Raw genomic sequence first — 18,996 nt, forward strand, 5'->3', positions numbered from 1 at the left:
AAGGGCGCGAGCTCGGCAAACCTGGCTCCTTTCCTTTCTGTTCGGAAGGTGGGGAGGAAGGGCGAGAGGCCGCCGAACCTGGCTCCTTTCCTCTCCCTCCGGAGGGGGGAGAGGTGGCGCCGCGAAGCGGCGACGGAGTGGGGGAAGGCATCGATGCAACCCGCAGTCGCCGAAAGAAAGGCACGACCGCTCGCGCGCGCAAGCTTCGCCAGGGCGGCAATCAAGCCGAGGCCCTGCTTTGGCTTGAGTTGAAGAGCAGGAATCTCGGCGGCTATCGCTTCACACGGCAACTACCCATCGGCCGCTATTTTGCGGACTTCGCCTGCCGTGAACGATGGCTCGTCATCGAGGTCGACGGTAGCCAACACGCCGACAGCGCCCCGGACCGCATCCGCGACGAGCACATGCGTAATCACGGCTATTCCATCCTGCGCTTCTGGAACACCGACGTCCTCAAGCACCGCGCGTCTGTCTGCGAAACCATCCTCGCCGCCCTCGATGGCCGGCTTGCCGAGAACGTCAACGCGTTCGACCTGCGCTTCGTGTTTGCGCAACCATTGAATTCCCGACCCACTTCTATCAAGCAAGAGATCTAAGCCCATGAAATCTCACGTAAAAGCTGTAGTCATCGGCGGCGGTGTCGTCGGCTGCTCGGTGCTCTATCACCTCGCCCGCGCCGGCTGGAAGGACGTCATGCTGATCGAGCGGTCGGAGCTTACCTCCGGCTCGTCCTGGCACGCGGCCGGCGGCTTCCACACGCTGAACGGCGACCCCAATGTCGCGAAGCTGCAGGCCTATACGGTGCAGCTCTACAAGGAGCTGGAGGAGATTTCCGGCCAATCCTGCTCGCTGCACCTCACTGGCGGCATCATGATGGCCGACAGCCCCGAGCGCATGGACTTCCTGCGGCTGGCGCATGCCAAGGGCCGCTATCTCGGCATGGACACCGAACTGATCACGCCGTCCGAAGCCAAGGCCATGTTCCCGCTGATGGACGAGAAGAACTTTGTCGGCGCCATGTGGGACCCGGTCGAAGGCCATCTCGACCCTTCCGGCACCACGCACGCCTACGCCAAGGCAGCCCAGAAGCTGGGCGCCGAGATCGTGCTGCGCAACCCGGTCAAGGAGCTGACGCAGGAGGTGGACGGCACCTGGAACGTCGTCGCCGAACAGGGCACGGTGAAGGCGGAGCATGTGGTGAACTGCGGCGGCCTGTGGGCGCGCGAGGTGGGCCGCATGGTGGGCCTGGAGCTGCCGGTTCTCGCCATGGAGCACATGTATCTGCTCACCGAGCCGATGCCGGAGGTGGAAGAGTTCAACAAGTCGACCGGCCGCGAGCTGGTCGGCGTGCTCGACTTCAAGGGCGAGATCTACACCCGGCAGGAGCGCAACGGCATCCTGCTCGGCACCTACGAGAAAGCCTGCAAGCCCTGGTCGCCGGTCAATACGCCTTGGGACTTCGGCCACGAGCTCTTGCCACCCGACATCGACCGCATCGCGCCGTCGCTGGAAGTCGGCTTCAAGCATTTTCCAGGAATTGCGAATGCGGGGATAAAACAGATCATCAACGGCCCCTTCACCTTCGCGCCCGACGGCAACCCGCTGGTGGGCCCGGTGCAGGGCCTGACCAACTACTGGACCGCCTGCGCCGTCATGGCCGGCTTTTCACAGGGCGGCGGCGTCGGCCTCGCTTTGTCGAACTGGATGGTGCATGGCGACCCAGGCTTCGACGTCTGGGGCATGGACGTGACCCGCTACGGCGAGTGGGCGACGCTGCGCTACACCAACGCCAAGGTGCGCGAAAACTATTCGCGCCGCTTCTCGATCCGCTTCCCCAACGAGGAACTGCCGGCCGCCCGGCCCGCGCAGACCACCCCGCTCTACGACACCATGGTGGCGCAGAACGCCGTCATGGGCGACAGCTGGGGCCTTGAAACGCCGCTGTGGTTCGCGCCGAAGGGCACCGAGCCGAAAGACATCGTCTCCTTCCGCCGCTCCAACGATTTCGAGCACATCGGCAACGAGGTGCGCGCGACCCGCGAGCGCGTCGGCGTGACCGAGATCGCCAACTTCGCCAAGTACGAAGTGGCGGGACCGGGCGCCGAGGATTTCCTCAACCGGCTGATGACCAACCGCATGCCGAAGACTGGCCGCCTGGTGCTGACCCCGATGCTGAACGAATTCGGCAAGCTGATCGGCGACTTCACCATCGCCAAGGCGGCGGAAGACCGCTTCATGATCTGGGGTTCGTCGGCCGCGCAGAAATACCATATGCGCTGGTTCGAGAGTCACCTGCCCAAGGATGGCTCGGTCAAGCTCCACCGCTTCGACCAGACGCTGGTGGGCCTGTCGATTGCCGGCCCGCGGGCGCAGGACCTGCTCGCCAAGCTGGTCGACACGGACGTTTCGACCAAGGCGTTCCGCTTCATGGACTATCGCGAGATGGCCGTCGGCGGCGCGCCCTGCATGGTCAACCGCATCAGCTACACCGGCGACCTGGGCTACGAGATCTGGATGCAGCCGGCCTATCAGCGCCTCGTCTACAAGGGCATCAAGGACGCGGGCGAGGAATTCGGCATCGTCGATTTCGGCATGCGCGCGCTGCTGTCCATGCGTCTGGAAAAGAATTTCCCGACCTGGTTCCGCGAGTTGCGCCCCATCTACGGCCCGTTCGAAGGCTCGATGGATCGCTTCATCCGCATGGAGAAGAATGACTTCATCGGCCGTGAGGCAGCCGCGAAGGAGCAGGAGGAAGGCCCGAAACTGCGCCGCGTCTCCATGGTGGTGGAGGCCGACGGCGCCGACGTCATGGGCGACGAGCCGATCTGGGCCAAAATCTCGACCGACTACGGCACGGTGGAAAAGCCGCATGGCTACGGCGCGCCGCGTTTTGACGAGACCGGCAAGGAAGTGCGCGGCTCGGCCGCTGCCGATGGCGCCTCCGCCGTGCGCGGAATTGTCGACGGCGAGTGGCGCGTGGTGGGCTGGGTCACATCGGGCGGCTATGCGCACTACGTGCAGAAGTCGCTGGCTCAGGGGTATGTGCCCGCAGCCCTCGCGGAAGACGAGAGCGAAGGCATTTTCGAGATCGAGATTTTGGGCAAGCGTCGCCCTGCCCGCATCAACGTCCTGCCGCTGTTCGACCCGGCCGGCGAGAAGATGCGGGGATAGGCAACCTATCGCTCAGACCAACGGGGCGGGCGGAAGGCCACGCCCCTTCTTCGTTTCGAACGGTGCCCGGATTGGAAAAACCGTCAGGCTCGATCGATCCGGCCCGAATAGCACCCCCGCCTTGCATTGTGCACGTGGATGTAGCTCACCTCGGCGTTTGCAAACAGTCGCTCTATGAGAGGCTCAATACCGGCACCCTCCGCGACATCGGCGTCGAGCATCATGCCGTCATTGGCATAGGCGCGCAGCGACAACAGCCGCGATCGCATCACCTCGGGGATTTGACCGACAGCGTCGTATTGCTCGGTAGCTCCCTCCCGCACGAAGATCGCGTGTGAAGCCCGGTAAGGTGTGTCGGCTGGCTGACAGACGTGATTAAGCAGAAGGACCGTTTCGCCGGGATTAGCCTCGCGCATCTCGATCCGGTCGGGAAAGCCCGGCTTTTCGTCGACAAGATAACGCCTTACTCCCCGCGCGGCCAGTTCAGCCTCCGACAAGCCGAAAAGCGAACGGAAGGGTTCGGGCGAAAGACCGGTAATGCGGAAGGTCATGATGGGGCTCCTGTGATCGGTTGCTCCGATCAAGCCAGCAATACGGCTCGCCAGCCACCCGTTTCCTGCTCCGAACGCAAGCGCTGCCGAGCGCGCGACTGTCCGTCCGGCTCTCGCTTTGTTGAGGCGGACTGGGGGCGGTCATTAAAGAGGCACCGAATAGTGGGGAGCACCGCGCGCGGCTATGATCGGCAGCCCCTTGCGCAACCCTGTCCAGCCCACGACGCGCAGGCGCCCTGACGCCGGCTCGAAACGCCGCGCCATGGCCCAGCTCCGGCAATCGGCAGCGCAGACATCCGCCCTGCCCTCGGCAACCGCGACGATGGACCGCCGGTGCCCCCCCGTTTCGAGGCGCTGCGAAAACACATCGAGGCTTTCGCCCATTGCTGCAAGGTCGCGCGTGAGCGCGATAATGCCCGACATGGAGTCGTCGCTGTTGTAGGCCAAGCGTTTGCTCCGGATCAGGTCGAGAGGCAGGCGCGACGAGCCATGAACTGGGATGTTGAGGTCAGACGGCTCCTCCGCCCGCATCAAGAGCACGCTGGAATAAAGCTCACCCTGCCCGCCTTCGAAGGCGGAATAGTCGGGCTGGCCCACCACCCGCACATGCCGCGCAAGGCCAAGCTCCATAGGCCCCCAGCATGCCTGGGCAAACAGCAGGTCGGGGTGCCGCCACAGCGTCGGCAGGTCGAATTCGTCGGGCGGCAGCGTGGCGGGGTCGGGCGCGATCACATTGCCTTCGCCGTCGCGTATGCCGCCCGGCACCGGCGGCATGTCGGCATTTCGGCGGGCAAGCCGCTCGGGCGCCTCGATGCCGGCGGCGCGGAAGGCATCGCGCAGGCGCGCCCACTCGGCATCCGTCTCGGCCCGCGCCTCCGGCCAGTCATACATGGGCAGTGCCGCAATGAACGAAGGACTTGAATTCATTGTATATTCTTTTTACTTCAATAAGTTAGGCAGAAAATTCACATTCCAATCGTATCAGTCCGTTTCCGCTTGTTGCACCATTTTTCACGCATAATACAACAATGTCGTACTTCTGAGGGGGATGTTGTACCGATGGCCACGATCGTAGAACGGAAACGCAAGGACGGCGCCAGTGCATTCTTGGTGCAGATAACGTTGAAGCGCGGCGGCCGTATTGCACACCGGCAAGCTAAGACATTCAAGTCGCGCCGTGAAGCACAGTCTTGGGCAACGTGGCGGGAAGCTGAATTGGAGGCCCCAGGCGCGCTCGACAAGAAGGAAGACCCGCTCCTTTCCGACGTCATTATGCAGTATGAGCGGGAGTCGAAGCGCCTGGGCAGAACGAAAGCAAACGTCTTGCGAGCTCTGCGGGCCACCAGCCTTGCCGCTAAGCGCTGCAGCGAAATTCGAAGCGAGCACATCGTGTCGCTGGCGCGTGAGCTTGCAGAGACCAGAAGCAAGGCGACGGTTGGCGGATATATGACATTCCTGTCTGGCGTCTTTGAGGTTGCCAGGCCCGGTTGGGGCTACCCGCTCGACCAACAAGCCATGAAGGATGCTGCAGTCGTGGCTTCCAGAATGGAACTTACCGGGAGATCGAACCAGCGCGACAGGCGCCCTACAGTCGACGAGATGGACAAGCTCATGCAGCTTTTCTCGGCGCGGAAGCCGGAGAGCTTGCCGATGTCGGCCATTTCGGCTTTCGCACTGTTCAGCGCGCGCCGCCAAGGCGAAATTGTCAGACTGCGATGGGCCGACCTCGACGAGGCGCACAGCCGCATTTTGGTTCGCGACGCGAAAGATCCGCGCGGCGCTGCGGGTAACCATATATGGTGCGAGCTAACGCCGGAGGCCATGCGCATCATCAAGGCGATGCCGCACACAGGTGAATTCATCTTCCCGTTCAAGGGTGACACCATCAATTATGGCTGGCGCGACGCATGTAAACTGCTCGGCATCGAATATCTGAAATTCCATGATCTACGACACGAGGCCATTTCACGACTTTTCGAGATGGGCCGAACGATTCCGCAAGTGGCATCCGTCTCAGGGCATCGATCCTGGCAGAACCTGCAGAGGTACACTCACTTGCGCCAAACTGGGGATAAATGGGCAGGCTGGAAGCGGTTGGAGATTATCGCCCCAAAAGCGAAAGAAGTCTGAAAAGGACTGAAGGTCCTTGACAAACCAAGGCAGATTCATCGCTGTAGGGAATTGTAAATTTGAGAGTCGATACACGATTCTCATTACACTTCATAAATCGCATCGCAGCGATTCACTGTCAAGGGAAAAACGGAGAGAGGCAAAAACTTGTTGAATACTTCCCTGGCTGCCGCACACATCGGCAAGTCAGAGTCCTGGTTGAACAAGAGCCGAATGACCGGTTGCGGCCCCGTCTACATGAAGCTCGGAGGAAGCGTGCGTTACGCCCTCCCCGACCTGAATGCGTGGCTCTCCGGCAATCGCCGGACGGCAGTCTACGGCCACGCGAATGGTAACGCGCGAGCCACAGCGCAGACTGCCTAACCGCTTCCCGCTCGCGGCCACCTTCGGGCCGAAAACCGTTGCCGCAGCGCCGCGGGCGGGAAGCCACAAAGAGCCGGTTCACGGCCTTCACCACGTACCACAACGGGAGATTCACCCCCCATGCAAGTTCTTAATGTCCGCCCGGAGCCATCTTGTCGGGGGAGCACTGTTGCGCGCTTCGACGTCCAGATGGACGGCATGCGCCTTTTCAATCTGGCGCTGAAGCAGACCGCGAACGGCTACCGCGTTTTCGCGCCGTCCGCATTCGGTGGCGCCGTTGCCACCTTCACCCGAGAAACCGCTACGGCCTTGGTTCAGGCCGCACTTGGAGAGATGCACCGGCATGACCAGCGCGCAGCCTAACGACGCCATTGCCGACATTTTCCAGCCGCACATCGATGCAGGGGCGAGATTGTCGTGGCACCTAACGGATGGCACAGCAACTGCCTGCACGAGTTGTTCGAGGCGGAAGACTGCGGCTGGCCCCCAGAGGAACTTGGCGTCCGCTTTCCCAACGGCTCGGTCATGCACCTGTCGAAATCAGGTCATGCAATCTGGATCGGCAAGCCTGTTGAAATCCCAGCCGCAGCCAACGACAACCGGCCGACGGCTCCATCAAGTCGCGCGGCACCACTCGCCCAGCCCCTGCGGTTGCCGCCGATGCACCCTGCCCCATTCACGCCGGAAACTGCGGGCGGCCTTCTTTGCAATATCAGCAACTGGATCACGTCGACCGCAATTGTTCCCGTACCGGAGCTTTCACTTGCAGCGGCTATCGCCCTGTTGGCCGGCGTCTTCGGCAAGGTGGCCCTCACGCCCACTCGCGCCGGCGTCAATGTCTATCTGACAACGCTGCTCGGCACCGCAGGCGGCAAGGGCTGGCCGGCCAAAGCCATCCGCACGCTGTCCGACCAGCCGGGAACAGTCGGCGCTGTCACCAACGGCGATCCCACCAGCTATGCGGCAATGGAGCGAATCCTACGCAAGCAATCATCGACGGTTGTGGTTTTCGACGAATTCGGCATCACCCTCCAGGACGTCAACGCCAAGCACAAGAATAGCGTGGCGGCGGGAATCAGAAAGTTTCTGCTGGCCGTCTACGATCAATCTAATTCGGTTCGATGGTCGCATCTATGCCAGTGCGGAGACGAAGAAGGGCGAGGCGCCGATCATCGGGCCGGCGCTCACAGTGCTTGGAATGACAACCGTCGAGACGCTGTACGCTGGCCTGTCCGAAGCCAGCATTGCTGACGGCTTCCTGAATCGCTTTCTGTTCATAACTGCCGCGCCGCACGCCGGCCCCATATCGCCGCCGCGGCTGGACTATGAGGCGACGCCTCCGAAGCTCCTGCTTGAAGCGCTCACGGCGGCCCGCGCTTCTTTTCCGAAGAAACTGGCCGGCAAGACGGTGGTTCCCATGGAGGGCGGCGAGGACGGCGACGCGTACAGGCGATGGGGTGAAGTATTCATCTGGCAACAGGCGGCGCAATCAGACCTCGCTGGCCGTGCCGCTGAAAACACAATCAGGCTCGCCGCGCTAAGGGCCATCAGCCGCGCCCCCGCCGCGCCGGCCGTCAGTCTGGAAGACGTTGAATGGGGGGGTGGGCCATCGTCCATTCCTCTATCAAACTGATCGAAGATGGCACCCGACAACACATGGCTGCCAGTCCGGCCGAGGCGCTGCGCAAGGCAGTCCTCGCGGCAATAGACGGCGCCCCCGGAAAGACGCTGACCTATTCAAAGCTGCTGGAAAAGCGCGGCGTGAGCGGGGCAAACAGCCGGGAGCTTTCCGATGCGCTTACTTGGCGTGTAGCAGGGGAACAGATTGTTGACGTGAACGGCAAGCCGTCCCCCGGCCGTGGCTCGAAATTCCGCGTGCCGTTGTTCGAATAGGATTCGAACGGGGACTCGAACGTTCGAACGGATTTTTACGTATACGTCAAAGTTCGTTCGAACGGTTCGATTTCATTCGGACGCCATTCGAATGGAAGAAAGCCAAAAAGTGTAATGAAAGTAATTATATATAGATAAAAAATCTCTTCGTTCGATTATTCGAAAGATGCTGTTTGATCTGCGTTTTTTGACCATCCTAGGTGTGTGTCAAAAGCATAATTCGAATTCTCGAACGGGACACTTCCACCCACCACAAGAGGAGAAAGCCATGAGCGACGTGATCCCACTCCACACTCAAATCAAAGCCCTTCACCCCCAAACCGGAAAGCCGGTGACGATTGTCGGTATCGACACTTCCAGACTGTCCCCTCGGTTGATCGTCCTTCACCGAACTTTTGATGGCATCTATGCCGAGATTATCGACGAGGCCGATCTGCCTGAGCCTTCGGTGGCAGCATAATGGCGCGCTGATGCGCGCTTAGCACTTGCAATCGCCAATTCCTATCGGCATGGCGGGTTGTACGATTTCATTTTGGGTTCAAATCGTAGGCAAATATTGAATAGTGACATAGAGGCAGTGGCTAAGTCTAAGAGCCCACACATCATTGACGCCTTCAATTTGCTCGCTGCCATCGTGAACGATGGCAAGAAATACCCTATAGAGCAGAGCAAACGAGGTGCGCTTGACCGGCTGGTATCTGGATACCACACCGCCGGGGATGATAAGACTAAGGCGGCGCGAGACGTCATGCGTGCGGTAAATGAACGAAAGGACTTTCTCCGCCAGTTTATGCCCGATCTGTTGTAGTTCGCACCCCCTCCTCACATTGACAGTTGTCGTCCGAGCGCCATCCACCCAGAAGCGGGCCGATCCTCAGGCTGATACGTGTAGGTGGGCTGGACAGCCTTCGCGCGGGCCAGATCGAATGGCGCAGTGCACCATCATCTTCGCAGTGCGAAGCGGTATGCCCCACCGAAAGTCTCGGGCCGTCCAGCGCTGGATTGGCTGGGGGGCGTCGAGCCAATACGGTTTTTTGCCTCGTCTACGCGCGCAAAGGGTGGCCGCCTCCAAAGTGTGGAGTTGCCTCAGCGCCGCACCCCGCCGAACTCGCGCACGTCATGCCGCAAGTTTCGCTTTAAATTTTCCTGACCAGCCGTGCGGCCACCATCCCCAGACCGACAAATCGCAAGCTACTTGTCGCTCGCCTTGGCCACGAACGTTCCAATCTCTGCCAGCACTCCCAGTACGATGGCGACGAGAAGTGTGCGCAGCCCCTTATCTATTATCTCGCCAGATGATTTCGCTGTGCTGAAGTGCTTAAGTGCTAGTTCGTATGGAACGATAGCCTCCGTGGCTATTAAGAGTCCGAGGAGTATTTGGAACGATCCAAAAAGTAAGGCCAGGATAGCCAGAAGTTTTCACGTTCGAATGAAGAACATTTGCCCTCCCCCAAGCAATGATCTTCGAAGATGGCATAGTCGCCAGGGGACGCCAACGGTCGTTGCCATTAGGCCTCGGCCTAACGCGGCCTGTTAAGGTAGGGGCGCCTCAAAACTCTCCGACCGCGGCAAACGCGGTACCGGTCCGGCTCAAACGCGTGCCCGTCTGCAATTCAAATGTTGGGGGTCTCGCGAGGCCGCCCGCGCATCTGGCCCGATGCCTCAGGACGGCGAGGCTATCGGACCAGATCACATTTGGATACGGCCGAGTCCTGAGCAATTGAGACCGGCCCGAGGGGGGGGTGTCCCTCTCAGCCATCACGGTGGAGTGCCTGCTGGCCAGCGGGGAACCACTCACGCAGCGTAGGCGAGAGCAGATGAACCGCGAGCGCACCAAGCATACATATTAAGACAACCGCCGCGAGTATTAATACGTCTCGCGCGCCCTCCGAGCTTCGATCTTCCAATTACCCCCCCTTCAATACACATGTATATTCCCCCGGATGGGGGACTACATCATTTTAGGAGGGTGTCAATGCGGCGGCTAAGCAATACACCATGAAAAATTCACGCGCAAATGGGTGCGGGGAAAGGTTAAATTTACGATCACCAAGCATTGCTGATCTTAGTTTGCGGTCATTTCGAGTGATTACTTTATTTTCTGCGTGCCGCATAACCGCCGGCGCCGCGCCACAGGCGGCCACCAAGATCATCACAGCCAGACAGACAAGCAGCGATATTCGACTTGTGCTCATGCGCCAGTCGTAGCGGCAATCTCGCGTGCATTCACTGAAAATCGATCACGCCTCACGGCGGAAAAGGAACTGCCATGACCTCGTTGCTGAAGCGGGGCAGCTCTGGTGCTGTCGTCCCGGAACTCCAGGAGTTGCTCAATGCCACCGGGGCAGCGCCGCAATTGGTCGACGGCGACTTCGGCGCTAAGAGCGATGTTTCGGCGCGCGCCTTCCAGGCGACGGTGGTTGCGGGCCGCAGACGCTCACCGCGTTGAAGCAGGGGACCGCGCCGCGATCGGGGGCCTTACTGCGGGCGCGATTGGGCAATCTGGTTAGCAATTAACGGACCGCCCGTGTGAACTCCTTTTGGCCCTTCATCGAATCACTGGAATGGTCCACGTAAGCGACATGAGGAACGCAGTGAGATGCGTGATTTCAGGCGCGCTGGGGGCGGCTTTGTTCGACGCAACGCTCACGCCGTCGAGTTCGGCATGGATGGGCGAACTCGGTGTTCAACCCGAAGCGTGGGCGCGACCGGTCGCAGAGATGCTGCGGCCCACTTCAGACATGGAAATAACTGCTGCATGAAAGTCTATCTGATCAACCTCGACCGGTCACCGGATCGTCTCGCGTGGTTTAGGGGGCAGACCGAAGGAATGGAGATCGACCTCGTCCGGGTGCCGGCTGTAGATGCGAAGGATCTTCCTGAAGCGGAGTTGAATCGTCTGCGCGCGCTGTCATCCGGCCGCCGCTCGCGCTCGCGCGACCAGCGGATCCTGTCGGCGGGAGAGATCGGGTGCTTTCTCAGCCACCGCAAGATCTGGGAGTTCGTGGCGAAGGGTGCTGCACCATGGGCCTTCGTGGCCGAGGACGACATCCACTTTTCGCCCGATGCAGCGACCTTCCTTCGTCGCGACGACTGGATTCCAAGGGGCGCGGATATGATCAAGGCGGAGACAAATCTCCGCCGTCACGAGCTCTCGGTGAAGGTCTGGGGGCAGGCAGAAGGACATGAGCTGCGTCGGCTTTGCTCGTATCATTTCGGCTCGGGCGGCTACTTCATCTCGCCGAGCGCGGCCGCACACCTTCTCGCCTTCACTGAGTGGCGTTGCGACCCGGTGGACGAAATCCTTTTTTCGCCGACGCTTGGCGTTCTTAAGCAGATCGCAGTGTTACAGATCAGCCCGGCGATCTGCATTCAGGACGTCTATTTGGAGGAGCACGCGGATACTGACGTGCTGCGGAGCGTCATCGAGCGAGAGCGGGTCACCGTGCGAAGGGGCGCGCGCCAAATGCGGCTGGCCGCGAAGCTGGTGCGTGAGATCAGGCGTCTCGGTCTTCATACCGTCGAGTCGTTTCGTCGGGCTTTCATGATAGGGACGGGAAGGGCGGTGTTCAGGAGAGTGGGGTTCGTCGGAAAGAGAACTACACACCGAACTGAGCAAGAAGCCTCTTGAGAGGAGAGCTGGCGGGTGGCGGCGTCTTCTTGAGATCGCAAAGTTTCTCTTTCCAAAGATGAACCGTTAGCGTTCGTTCCGTCGCTACCCTTCTTGCATGCTTGCTCATCCATGATTTGACCAGATCGCAGCAAATAAGTCTCTGGTCAGCTTGAGCAGCAAACGGGCCAGATGCTTCGCGCCATCGAAGGCGTTGCGGCGCGCATCGACGGGCTTAGCGAGCGGATCGACAATATTCTATTGCCGCGGCCGGCCAGGACGCACAGTTAGGCGACGATGAGGCTCCCCACGACATTTCGGAACCAAACAGCGCTCCACGCAATATGTGCCTGCGCTCGCCTGCCCCCCCTTGCGAGCGTGCCCTTACTCATCAGCCCGTCGTCTCACTCGAGGCGGCGGGCATTTTTTTTATTTCTGGCAAAGAAAAAGCCCCAGCTTGCGCCGGAGCCAAAGTGTCTGCTGAGTGCAGATCAGAATTTGTAGGCGACCCCCAAGCGGAGGTCATGCGTGCGGACCCGAGCCGTCCAGTCGTCCTCCACTGGAGTGGCGACGAAATCCTTGTTGCCATACTGCGTGTAGCGATACTCACCGCGCAATGTCCAATTGTCTGTGACCGCATACTCGGCCCCTGCACCAATCGTCCATCCGGTCAGGGTGCCCGAAGCAGAGCTGTTGAACGAGCCTTCGTCGAGTTCCTCAAAACGGAAGTGCGCAAAAGCGACGCCACCGGCTACGTAGGGCATGAACCGGTCAAACGCATATCCAGCGCGAGCGCGAACCGCTCCCATCCAATCCAATCGCGTGCTGCTTGTGTAATAGCGCGCCGATACATTGTCGCCGGACGCCTTTGCATTGCCCCAGTTAAAGTCGCCTTCCAGGCCAAGAACGACGCTGTTGTCGAGCTGGTAGTTGTAGCCAACAAAAATGCCGCCGAATGCACCTTCCGGGTTCAAGCGGAAGTCCCACTCGTCGCTGCCCCCATCATATTCGTGACCAATCCTGCCGCCTGCCACGAACCCGACCTGGCCACCAACATAGATGCCCGACCAATTGTAGGCTGCCACGGGCTCTTGAATGACCACGTCAGCAGCGTTAGCGCTGGTGATGCTTGCAGCGAAGAATGCCGCGGCAATGATGTAGTTTTGCATGATGTTATCCCCCCTTAATGTTATCCCCCTTAACGCACGGCGAACTAATCCATTGATTGATGTATTTGCAACCACAATGTTGACCACCCAGTTAGGAAGAGTCCTTCGTTGCAATTTTGGTACATCTTGCCTAACAGCAGCAATTCGGCTTTGCTGGCATCGCTCCCAGGCTAGCCGCGTCCCCCCGCAGCGCTATTCCCGGATTCATCTTCGTCAGACGCTCGCCCGCTTCGGTTCGCCGGGCGGGCTTTGTTCGTGCGTCGCTGAGGCAGAAGAGATGTTGGTGGCATGATGGCTGACCTACCAAGCCAGACCTTAAGCCGCCACTCACGTATTGGGGGAAATGACTGTGCGCATGCAAGGCGCTGATTGAATCTAGCTCTTGGATGGTCGCGTCTCGCGGTAGGACCCACCCTGCCAGTTAGCGCGTAGTCTCATCCGAGCCGCCAGGCTATTTCTCCCTCCTATATCGCCGCCCATCGACTTGACGTTTCCGGCGTTCAAGTTAATCGATGGGGAGTAAAGGCGGGGGGGGCTATATGCTGCCGGCAATCAATTCCGTTTGGATAGGCAAAGAACTGGGGGCAGTTCATGCAGGATGTCTTAGGTCCTTTCTGCGTCAGGGGCACCGAGTAACCCTCCACGTGTTCGAACGTCCGACGGATGTCCCGGACGGCGTGGAGCTCTTCGATGCAGAGAAGCTTATGGCTCGCTCCGAGGTGTTCGCCCACCGGTCCACTGGAAGCTTTGCTCTTGCATCTGATATCTATCGATATCGCATTCTCCGGGCTGGTCTTGGAATCTACGCCGATTGCGACGTCTACTGTTTGCGACCGTTCCCCTCAGAGGACGTTCTGTTCGGCTGGGAATCCAACAGTCACATCAATGGAGCTGTTTTGGCGCTTCCGCCGGAACATCCAGCGCTTGATGACCTGATCGCGGCTTCTCAAGATCCCCATTTCATTCCGTGGTGGTACAAGGCAAAGAAACGAAGGCTTATGCGGCTTCGCAAGATGATAGGGCTTCCTGTACACGTATCTCATCAGCGTTGGGGAGTGATCGGCCCCCAATTGCTGACCCATGTCGCGAGCCGGCACGGGCTTACAGATGCCGCAAAGCCAATAGATTTTTTTTATCCGATAAATTTTCTCAGCACTAACCTCTTGTTTGATCCCGGACTATCGTGGAAGGATGTTTCTACAACTCGGACGCTTGGGGTTCACCTAAGCGCGTCAGCGATAGCAGGAAGAGCGATCGTACCTGGAAGCCTCCTGGAGACAGTTGTAACTTCATAGATCTGTTTACGTGACCACAGTAACTTAGGAGTGATCGCTGAAAAGGCATCTCAGTTCAATTTGCAGGCAATACATTACTGCGCGACGCGTTGATACGCCGCCAGTGATACTGATCTGGTGGGGTAGCTACGGCTTCGGGGGTGGCCCCACCATCGGGGATCTCATGGCGGTCGACAACATGTCGCGGTATCTGGCCGAACTCGGAATCGATCACGCAGTCGTCTCACATCCGGAATTGCGGCTGGACCACCACCTAGCGGTAGCGAATATCTATTCGATCAAGCCGGCGCAGAAAGTCGTGTTCGTATGCGGGCCCCTGACTGAAAATCGAGACCTCAGAGATTTTCTCGAGATCCAGCAAAAGGCCAAAAAGATAGCGGTTGGCGTGAGCGTGCTGGACTCCCAAGGAACGATGAACCGCTCGTTGGTCGGATTGTTCCGCGAGATGGTGTCGAGCCGTCATATTTCGATCTCGCCATTCTAGATCTCACGCCCCCTAAAGCGGGAGAGCGGAAGCCATCCAGGGTCGGGATCTGCTTGCGTGGAAACCAGTGTGAATGCGGATCGTCGCGGGCTGCCATGGCGAGCGCGGCATCTTCGATGTTTCAGGAGTTGGTTTCGAGTAAGGGATTGCAGCCGATCACGATTGACACAGTGCTGCGGGAGACAAATACCATAGACGCGATCAAGTCGAAATTTCGTGACGTTGATATGGTGATTGCCACAAGGATGCATGGGGTATTGCTGTCCCTTGGCGCGGGAAAGCCAGTGATTGCGCTAGATCAGATGCCCGGGCAAAGGTCTCTTCAATCTGCGGCAAGATCAGCTGGCCATTCCATTTTCCGGCTAGTTCTGCTTCATCTCAGGTGCTAGCTAAAGCGTTTGATGTACTTGTCTCGGCGGAAGCCAGCAATCATGTCCTGGCCGCCCAAGCGAGGATGATTGAGCTTACGCAAGATGCGCTGCTCGCCTCCGCAAACGCTATAGCGGAAAGCTGATGAGCAACTGCGCGTGGCCCGTGGATTTTTGACGCTGAATTAGCATCCTTAGCGGTGGCGGTGCGCTAGACTTGATCAACTGCCGCAGCGCGTAGATCTGGGTACTGCTCTCGTCGCTTTGTGGCCTCAACCACCACCAGGATGTCCGAGCTCCTCGGGGGTGGTCAGAATGACCGGCATCGCCTTGGGATGGATCGGGGAAACGGCGTCCGTCCAGCTTCATCAACTCGGCGGGCTTTTTCTCAGGCCAATCATACCCTGATAAAATACAACATTCCGTACAACAGACACCCCGGCTCTTTGCTACCTAAGGCTTTCCGTCCCATCATACATGGGCAGTGCCGCGATGAATCGGTTCATGACCTCATCTCGCCAGGGACAGGCAGGGCTGACAAGCAAAACTATTCCTTGGGGGGCTCGGCCGGAACGGGCGCGGTGCCCAGCCCATGCACCGAGCGGGCGCGCATGCGTGGCGCGAAGGCGCGACCGACATCCGGCGCGCGGCGCAGTGCCGGGTGCACCACCGGCTCCTTGGCCCGGAACGCATATTCGCGCAGCAGCGCCAGATAGTTTGGGAACACGTAGCCGCGGTTCATGGCGACCCACTCCTCGCGGCGTTCGCGGAAAAGTTTCGGCAGCTTGTACCAAGCGACCGTGGGGCGCTTGTGGTGCACGAGATGCAGGTTGTTGTTGAGGAACAGGATGGCGAGGGGCGAACGCTCGACGATGATCGTGCGCCCGTCCGGCCGCTCGGACCACTGATGCTCCGCGAATGTGCGCACCGATATCAGCGATTGGCCGAGCCAGACCGGCACCAGCACATAAAGCCAGAAGGGGATTTCGAAAACGAACACCACCAGCGGAATGACAATGGCGAGTCCGATTGCGTGCAGCAGCCACGCCTTGCGCACGGCGCGGTCGCCTTCGACCACCAGCCGCGCTTCTGAAAGCAGGAACCCGACCGTGCCCAGCAGCGGGTTGAGCACGCAGCGCCCCAACATGGTGTTGTTGAAGGCAAGCAGCGCTTTCATGAAGCGCGGAAGCTCCTGGTGTTTCCAGACGGCATGGTAGTAGCTTTCCGGATCGTCGAAGGGGTCGGTGAGGTTCTCGTCCGCGTGGTGGCGCAGATGCAGGGCCTTGTAGCGGCGATAGGGATAAACCAGCCCTATCGGCAGGCCGACCAGCAATTCGTTGACCCAAGCCTTGCGCGTCGGGTGGCCATGCAGCGCCTCGTGGACCAATGACGACTGCAGGGCCAGCGTAACCGTCAGCATCAGTAGCGCCAGAACCGGATAGTTCGGCCAGAGGAAAAGACCGGCCGCCGCCCAGCCGCCGTAGGTCACCGCGTTCAGCCCGACCGTCGGCCACTCTATTGCGGGCGTAGCGCCGCCCGATGTGTCGTAATCGTATGCCATGCCCCAATCCCCGCATGCCTTGTAGCGGCATGTCCTGACAGGATGCTGTCAGTAGTCAGGGCAAGATTCAACGCGACAATGGGAACAGAATGTTTATTTTGGTCTTCTTGATCCTCATTTGTTGCGCATTGTAAACAAACGCATGGAACGAATGCACTGTTGCGGACGTTCATAAGCGCCCTGCCGGGAGCCTCAAGGTGGACAAACGTGATCTTTCCGGACTTTTTCGAGAGCGGCTGAGGACACTGCTTCAGCGCTCCGGCCAGAATCAGTCCGCCTTCGCGGCCTCGGTCGGCATCGACCGCTCCGCCCTCTCCCAGCTCTTGTCGGAGGAGACGACACGCCTGCCCCGGGCCGAAACGCTGATGACGATCGCGGCCGAGCACAAGGTCTCGCTCGACTGGCTGCTGGGCCTCAGCCACGACGAGGGCCTGACAGGAGAAATCCGCGAAAGCCTGGAGATCGAGGAAGGCCCCGGCGGCTTCGACCGCACGCTGCTGGCCAAATGGCATTCGGAAGCGGCCGGCACGAAGATCCGCTATGTGCCGGCCGGCATTCCCGACCTGCTGCGCACCGATGTCCTGGTAGAATACGAGGCCGACATTTCCAACCGCAGCCGGCAGACGCAGGCCGGCGAGACGCAGTACCGCATCGACTATACACGGCGGCCGGAAACCGACATGGAAGTGTGCATGCCCCGCCATACGCTCGAAATATTCGCGCGCGGCATGGGCGTGTGGACCGGCCTGTCGGAACGCGAGCGGCGCGACCAGCTTCTCCACATGGCCGACCTGCTGGAAGACCTCTACCCGACCTTCCGGCTGTTTCTCTATGACGGACGGCTGCGCTATTCGGTGCCCTACACCATCTTCGGACCCTATCGCGCCGCCATCTATGTCGGCGACATGTATCTGGTTCTCAACGCCACGGCCCCCATCCGCACGCTGACGCGGCATTTCGACAATCTGATCCGCAGCGCCGAAATCAACGCCCATGAGGCGGCCGGCTTTGCCCGCCGGCTGGCCGAGGCGGAGCTTTCGCCGGCATAGCGCCGCGCCTCCGTTGACTGGATATAACGACTTCTTTATATCCTTATCTCAAATCTCCCTATTCGGAAGGCATCGTTCCATGAACAACCCCATCGACGCGCTCCTGGCGGAAAAGGGCGTGCTGCTCGCCGACGGCGCCACTGGAACAAATCTGTTCGGAATGGGACTGGAGGCCGGAGAAGCGCCGGAGCTGTGGAACGAGACCGCGCCTGAAAAGATCACGGCACTGCACCAGAATTTTGTCGACGCGGGCGCCGACATCATCCTCACCAACTCTTTCGGCGGCACCCGCCACCGCCTGAAGCTGCATCATGCGCAGGACCGTGTTTACGAGCTCAACAAGCGCGCCGCGGAGATCGCCCGCGCTGTCGCCGACAAGGCCGGCCGCAAGGTCATCGTGGCCGGCTCGGTCGGCCCGACCGGCGAGCTTCTGGTGCCGCTCGGCGCGCTGACCTATGAGGAAGCCGTCGAGGCATTTGCCGAGCAGATCAGGGGTCTGAAGGACGGCGGCGCCGAGATCGCCTGGATCGAGACCATGTCCGCACCGGACGAGGCACGCGCGGCAGCACAGGCGGCAATTGATGTCGGCCTGCCCTACACCTACACCGTCTCCTTCGACACAGCAGGCCGCTCGATGATGGGGCTGGCGCCGAAGGACGTCCACGGCGTCTCCCAAGGCTTGAGCGAGAGCCCGGTCGCGGTCGGCGCCAATTGCGGCGTGGGCGCTTCCGACATTCTCGCCTCGCTGCTCGACATGACCGCCGCCAAGCCGGAAGCGACCGTGATCGTGAAAGGCAATTGCGGCATCCCCGAATTCCACGGCAGCGAAATCCACTATTCCGGCACGCCGGAACTGATGGCCGACTATGTGCGGCTGGCGGTGGATAGTGGCGCGAAGATCATCGGCGGATGCTGCGGCACCTCGTTCGGCCACCTTGCCGCCATGCGCCAGGCGCTGGACACGCACCACAAGGCCGCCCGCCCGACACTCGAGACGATCGTCGATCGCATCGGCCCGCTGCGCAACAAGACGGCAGACGAGAGCGGCACCTCGGCCGGCGAGGCTGATGGCGGCGCGCGCCGCGAGCGCCGGCGCAGCCGCAGCTGACCCCGGCGTCCGTTTCAGTCCGAGACGCTTTCCTCGTAACGCAATTGGGCGGTGCGCAGGTCAGTGCTGCTGCCGCCATGGTCCGTCATCCGCATCAGCGCGTCTGACAGGGAGGGGCTGAACATCTGCTCCAGCATGCGGCCAAATCGCTCGTTGGCAAGGGCCGAGCGGGCGACGTCGCGCGCGGCGGCAACATCCTGCCTGAGGCGTTCGGTATCGGCCCCGCGATGCAGCACCCTGCGGC

20 protein-coding genes are annotated in these 18,996 nt (G+C 60.3%); 15 read left to right on the forward strand and 5 right to left on the reverse strand.

The genetic code is table 11. The annotated features are described in order from the left end of the window. The first annotated feature begins 113 nt into the window (after positions 1-113). The gene (locus AC3A4H_RS08065; RefSeq protein WP_487766235.1) at positions 114-596 is read left to right on the forward strand and encodes an endonuclease domain-containing protein; all 483 of its coding nucleotides are present in this window, start codon (positions 114-116) and stop codon (positions 594-596) included. A 4-nt stretch (positions 597-600) separates the two neighbouring features. After that, positions 601-3,171, forward strand: a complete 2,571-nt coding sequence (locus AC3A4H_RS08070) for a GcvT family protein (protein ID WP_487766236.1) — start codon at positions 601-603, stop codon at positions 3,169-3,171. Positions 3,172-3,254: 83 nt separating this feature from the next. On the opposite strand, the gene AC3A4H_RS08075 is transcribed toward AC3A4H_RS08070, so the two are convergent. Both AC3A4H_RS08075 and AC3A4H_RS08080 read right to left on the reverse strand, forming a co-directional pair. Then, complete coding sequence (locus tag AC3A4H_RS08075) at positions 3,255-3,722, reverse strand: DUF1203 domain-containing protein (RefSeq protein ID WP_487766237.1); 468 nt, start codon at positions 3,720-3,722, stop codon at positions 3,255-3,257. A gap of 144 nt (positions 3,723-3,866) precedes the next feature. Continuing rightward, positions 3,867-4,649 (reverse strand): phosphate/phosphite/phosphonate ABC transporter substrate-binding protein, encoded by a 783-nt coding sequence (locus AC3A4H_RS08080; protein ID WP_487766238.1) that lies wholly within the window; start codon positions 4,647-4,649, stop codon positions 3,867-3,869. A gap of 132 nt (positions 4,650-4,781) precedes the next feature. Here AC3A4H_RS08080 and AC3A4H_RS08085 point away from each other — a divergent pair, with 132 nt between their 5' ends. From AC3A4H_RS08085 to AC3A4H_RS08120, 8 genes are all read left to right on the forward strand, one after another. Further along, entirely contained in the window at positions 4,782-5,852 is a 1,071-nt protein-coding gene (locus tag AC3A4H_RS08085) for a tyrosine-type recombinase/integrase (RefSeq protein ID WP_487766239.1), read from the forward strand. Positions 5,853-6,404: 552 nt separating this feature from the next. Next, positions 6,405-6,578: a hypothetical protein gene (locus AC3A4H_RS08090; RefSeq protein ID WP_487766240.1), complete on the forward strand. Its 174-nt coding sequence runs from the start codon at positions 6,405-6,407 to the stop codon at positions 6,576-6,578. Between the two features lie 54 nt (positions 6,579-6,632). After that, positions 6,633-7,466, forward strand: coding sequence for a hypothetical protein (locus AC3A4H_RS08095; protein ID WP_487766241.1), 834 nt, complete (start codon positions 6,633-6,635; stop codon positions 7,464-7,466). Further along, positions 7,414-7,848 carry a hypothetical protein gene (locus AC3A4H_RS08100; protein ID WP_487766242.1) on the forward strand — a complete coding sequence of 145 codons (435 nt, stop codon included), beginning with the start codon at positions 7,414-7,416 and terminating at the stop codon, positions 7,846-7,848. The genes AC3A4H_RS08095 and AC3A4H_RS08100 overlap by 53 nt, the downstream gene beginning before the upstream one ends. Before the next feature lie 23 nt (positions 7,849-7,871). Next, complete coding sequence (locus AC3A4H_RS08105; protein WP_487766243.1) at positions 7,872-8,108, forward strand: hypothetical protein; 237 nt, start codon at positions 7,872-7,874, stop codon at positions 8,106-8,108. Positions 8,109-8,376: 268 nt separating this feature from the next. Further along, complete coding sequence (locus AC3A4H_RS08110; RefSeq protein ID WP_487766244.1) at positions 8,377-8,568, forward strand: hypothetical protein; 192 nt, start codon at positions 8,377-8,379, stop codon at positions 8,566-8,568. Positions 8,569-10,377: 1,809 nt separating this feature from the next. After that, a complete protein-coding gene (locus tag AC3A4H_RS08115; protein ID WP_487766245.1) occupies positions 10,378-10,557 on the forward strand; it encodes a peptidoglycan-binding domain-containing protein in 180 nt (59 codons plus the stop codon). A gap of 309 nt (positions 10,558-10,866) precedes the next feature. Continuing rightward, positions 10,867-11,739, forward strand: a complete 873-nt coding sequence (locus AC3A4H_RS08120; protein WP_487766246.1) for a glycosyltransferase family 25 protein — start codon at positions 10,867-10,869, stop codon at positions 11,737-11,739. A 470-nt stretch (positions 11,740-12,209) separates the two neighbouring features. Here AC3A4H_RS08120 and AC3A4H_RS08125 read toward each other — a convergent pair whose 3' ends face one another. Beyond that, on the reverse strand, positions 12,210-12,887 hold the full coding sequence (locus AC3A4H_RS08125; RefSeq protein ID WP_487766247.1) for an outer membrane protein: 678 nt from the start codon (positions 12,885-12,887) through the stop codon (positions 12,210-12,212). Positions 12,888-13,426: 539 nt separating this feature from the next. On the opposite strand from AC3A4H_RS08125, the gene AC3A4H_RS08130 reads away from it, so the two are divergent. The 3 genes from AC3A4H_RS08130 (at position 13,427) to AC3A4H_RS08140 (ending at position 15,055) form a co-directional block, all read left to right on the forward strand. Further along, positions 13,427-14,182, forward strand: a complete 756-nt coding sequence (locus AC3A4H_RS08130) for a glycosyltransferase family 32 protein (RefSeq protein ID WP_487766248.1) — start codon at positions 13,427-13,429, stop codon at positions 14,180-14,182. A 163-nt stretch (positions 14,183-14,345) separates the two neighbouring features. Continuing rightward, complete coding sequence (locus AC3A4H_RS08135) at positions 14,346-14,666, forward strand: hypothetical protein (protein WP_487766249.1); 321 nt, start codon at positions 14,346-14,348, stop codon at positions 14,664-14,666. A 116-nt stretch (positions 14,667-14,782) separates the two neighbouring features. After that, complete coding sequence (locus AC3A4H_RS08140) at positions 14,783-15,055, forward strand: polysaccharide pyruvyl transferase family protein (protein ID WP_487766349.1); 273 nt, start codon at positions 14,783-14,785, stop codon at positions 15,053-15,055. A 526-nt stretch (positions 15,056-15,581) separates the two neighbouring features. Here the strand turns inward: AC3A4H_RS08140 and AC3A4H_RS08145 are convergent. After that, positions 15,582-16,595, reverse strand: coding sequence for a fatty acid desaturase (locus AC3A4H_RS08145; protein WP_487766250.1), 1,014 nt, complete (start codon positions 16,593-16,595; stop codon positions 15,582-15,584). A 197-nt stretch (positions 16,596-16,792) separates the two neighbouring features. Between AC3A4H_RS08145 and AC3A4H_RS08150 the strand changes: the two genes are divergently transcribed. Continuing rightward, positions 16,793-17,644: a helix-turn-helix domain-containing protein gene (locus AC3A4H_RS08150; protein ID WP_487766251.1), complete on the forward strand. Its 852-nt coding sequence runs from the start codon at positions 16,793-16,795 to the stop codon at positions 17,642-17,644. Between the two features lie 79 nt (positions 17,645-17,723). After that, on the forward strand, positions 17,724-18,752 hold the full coding sequence (bmt, locus tag AC3A4H_RS08155) for a betaine--homocysteine S-methyltransferase (RefSeq protein WP_487766252.1): 1,029 nt from the start codon (positions 17,724-17,726) through the stop codon (positions 18,750-18,752). Positions 18,753-18,766: 14 nt separating this feature from the next. Here bmt and AC3A4H_RS08160 read toward each other — a convergent pair whose 3' ends face one another. Then, the gene (locus tag AC3A4H_RS08160; RefSeq protein WP_487766253.1) at positions 18,767-18,988 is read right to left on the reverse strand and encodes a hypothetical protein; all 222 of its coding nucleotides are present in this window, start codon (positions 18,986-18,988) and stop codon (positions 18,767-18,769) included. Positions 18,989-18,996 lie beyond the last annotated feature (8 nt).

This window comes from Pseudaminobacter sp. Soil_N_29 (genome assembly GCF_057656055.1).

Excerpts from the sequence above, each read along its gene's own strand:
- AC3A4H_RS08070 (WP_487766236.1), top strand. The coding sequence starts at position 601 with ATGAAATCTCACGTAAAAGCTGTAGTCATCGGCGGCGGTGTCGTCGGC.
- AC3A4H_RS08075 (WP_487766237.1), bottom strand. The coding sequence starts at position 3,722 with ATGACCTTCCGCATTACCGGTCTTTCGCCCGAACCCTTCCGTTCGCTT.
- AC3A4H_RS08080 (WP_487766238.1), bottom strand. The coding sequence starts at position 4,649 with ATGAATTCAAGTCCTTCGTTCATTGCGGCACTGCCCATGTATGACTGG.
- AC3A4H_RS08085 (WP_487766239.1), top strand. The coding sequence starts at position 4,782 with ATGGCCACGATCGTAGAACGGAAACGCAAGGACGGCGCCAGTGCATTC.
- AC3A4H_RS08090 (WP_487766240.1), top strand. The coding sequence starts at position 6,405 with ATGGACGGCATGCGCCTTTTCAATCTGGCGCTGAAGCAGACCGCGAAC.
- AC3A4H_RS08100 (WP_487766242.1), top strand. The coding sequence starts at position 7,414 with ATGACAACCGTCGAGACGCTGTACGCTGGCCTGTCCGAAGCCAGCATT.
- AC3A4H_RS08105 (WP_487766243.1), top strand. The coding sequence starts at position 7,872 with ATGGCTGCCAGTCCGGCCGAGGCGCTGCGCAAGGCAGTCCTCGCGGCA.
- AC3A4H_RS08110 (WP_487766244.1), top strand. The coding sequence starts at position 8,377 with ATGAGCGACGTGATCCCACTCCACACTCAAATCAAAGCCCTTCACCCC.
- AC3A4H_RS08115 (WP_487766245.1), top strand. The coding sequence starts at position 10,378 with ATGACCTCGTTGCTGAAGCGGGGCAGCTCTGGTGCTGTCGTCCCGGAA.
- AC3A4H_RS08120 (WP_487766246.1), top strand. The coding sequence starts at position 10,867 with ATGAAAGTCTATCTGATCAACCTCGACCGGTCACCGGATCGTCTCGCG.
- AC3A4H_RS08125 (WP_487766247.1), bottom strand. The coding sequence starts at position 12,887 with ATGCAAAACTACATCATTGCCGCGGCATTCTTCGCTGCAAGCATCACC.
- AC3A4H_RS08130 (WP_487766248.1), top strand. The coding sequence starts at position 13,427 with ATGCTGCCGGCAATCAATTCCGTTTGGATAGGCAAAGAACTGGGGGCA.
- AC3A4H_RS08135 (WP_487766249.1), top strand. The coding sequence starts at position 14,346 with ATGGCGGTCGACAACATGTCGCGGTATCTGGCCGAACTCGGAATCGAT.
- AC3A4H_RS08140 (WP_487766349.1), top strand. The coding sequence starts at position 14,783 with ATGTTTCAGGAGTTGGTTTCGAGTAAGGGATTGCAGCCGATCACGATT.
- AC3A4H_RS08145 (WP_487766250.1), bottom strand. The coding sequence starts at position 16,595 with ATGGCATACGATTACGACACATCGGGCGGCGCTACGCCCGCAATAGAG.
- bmt (WP_487766252.1), top strand. The coding sequence starts at position 17,724 with ATGAACAACCCCATCGACGCGCTCCTGGCGGAAAAGGGCGTGCTGCTC.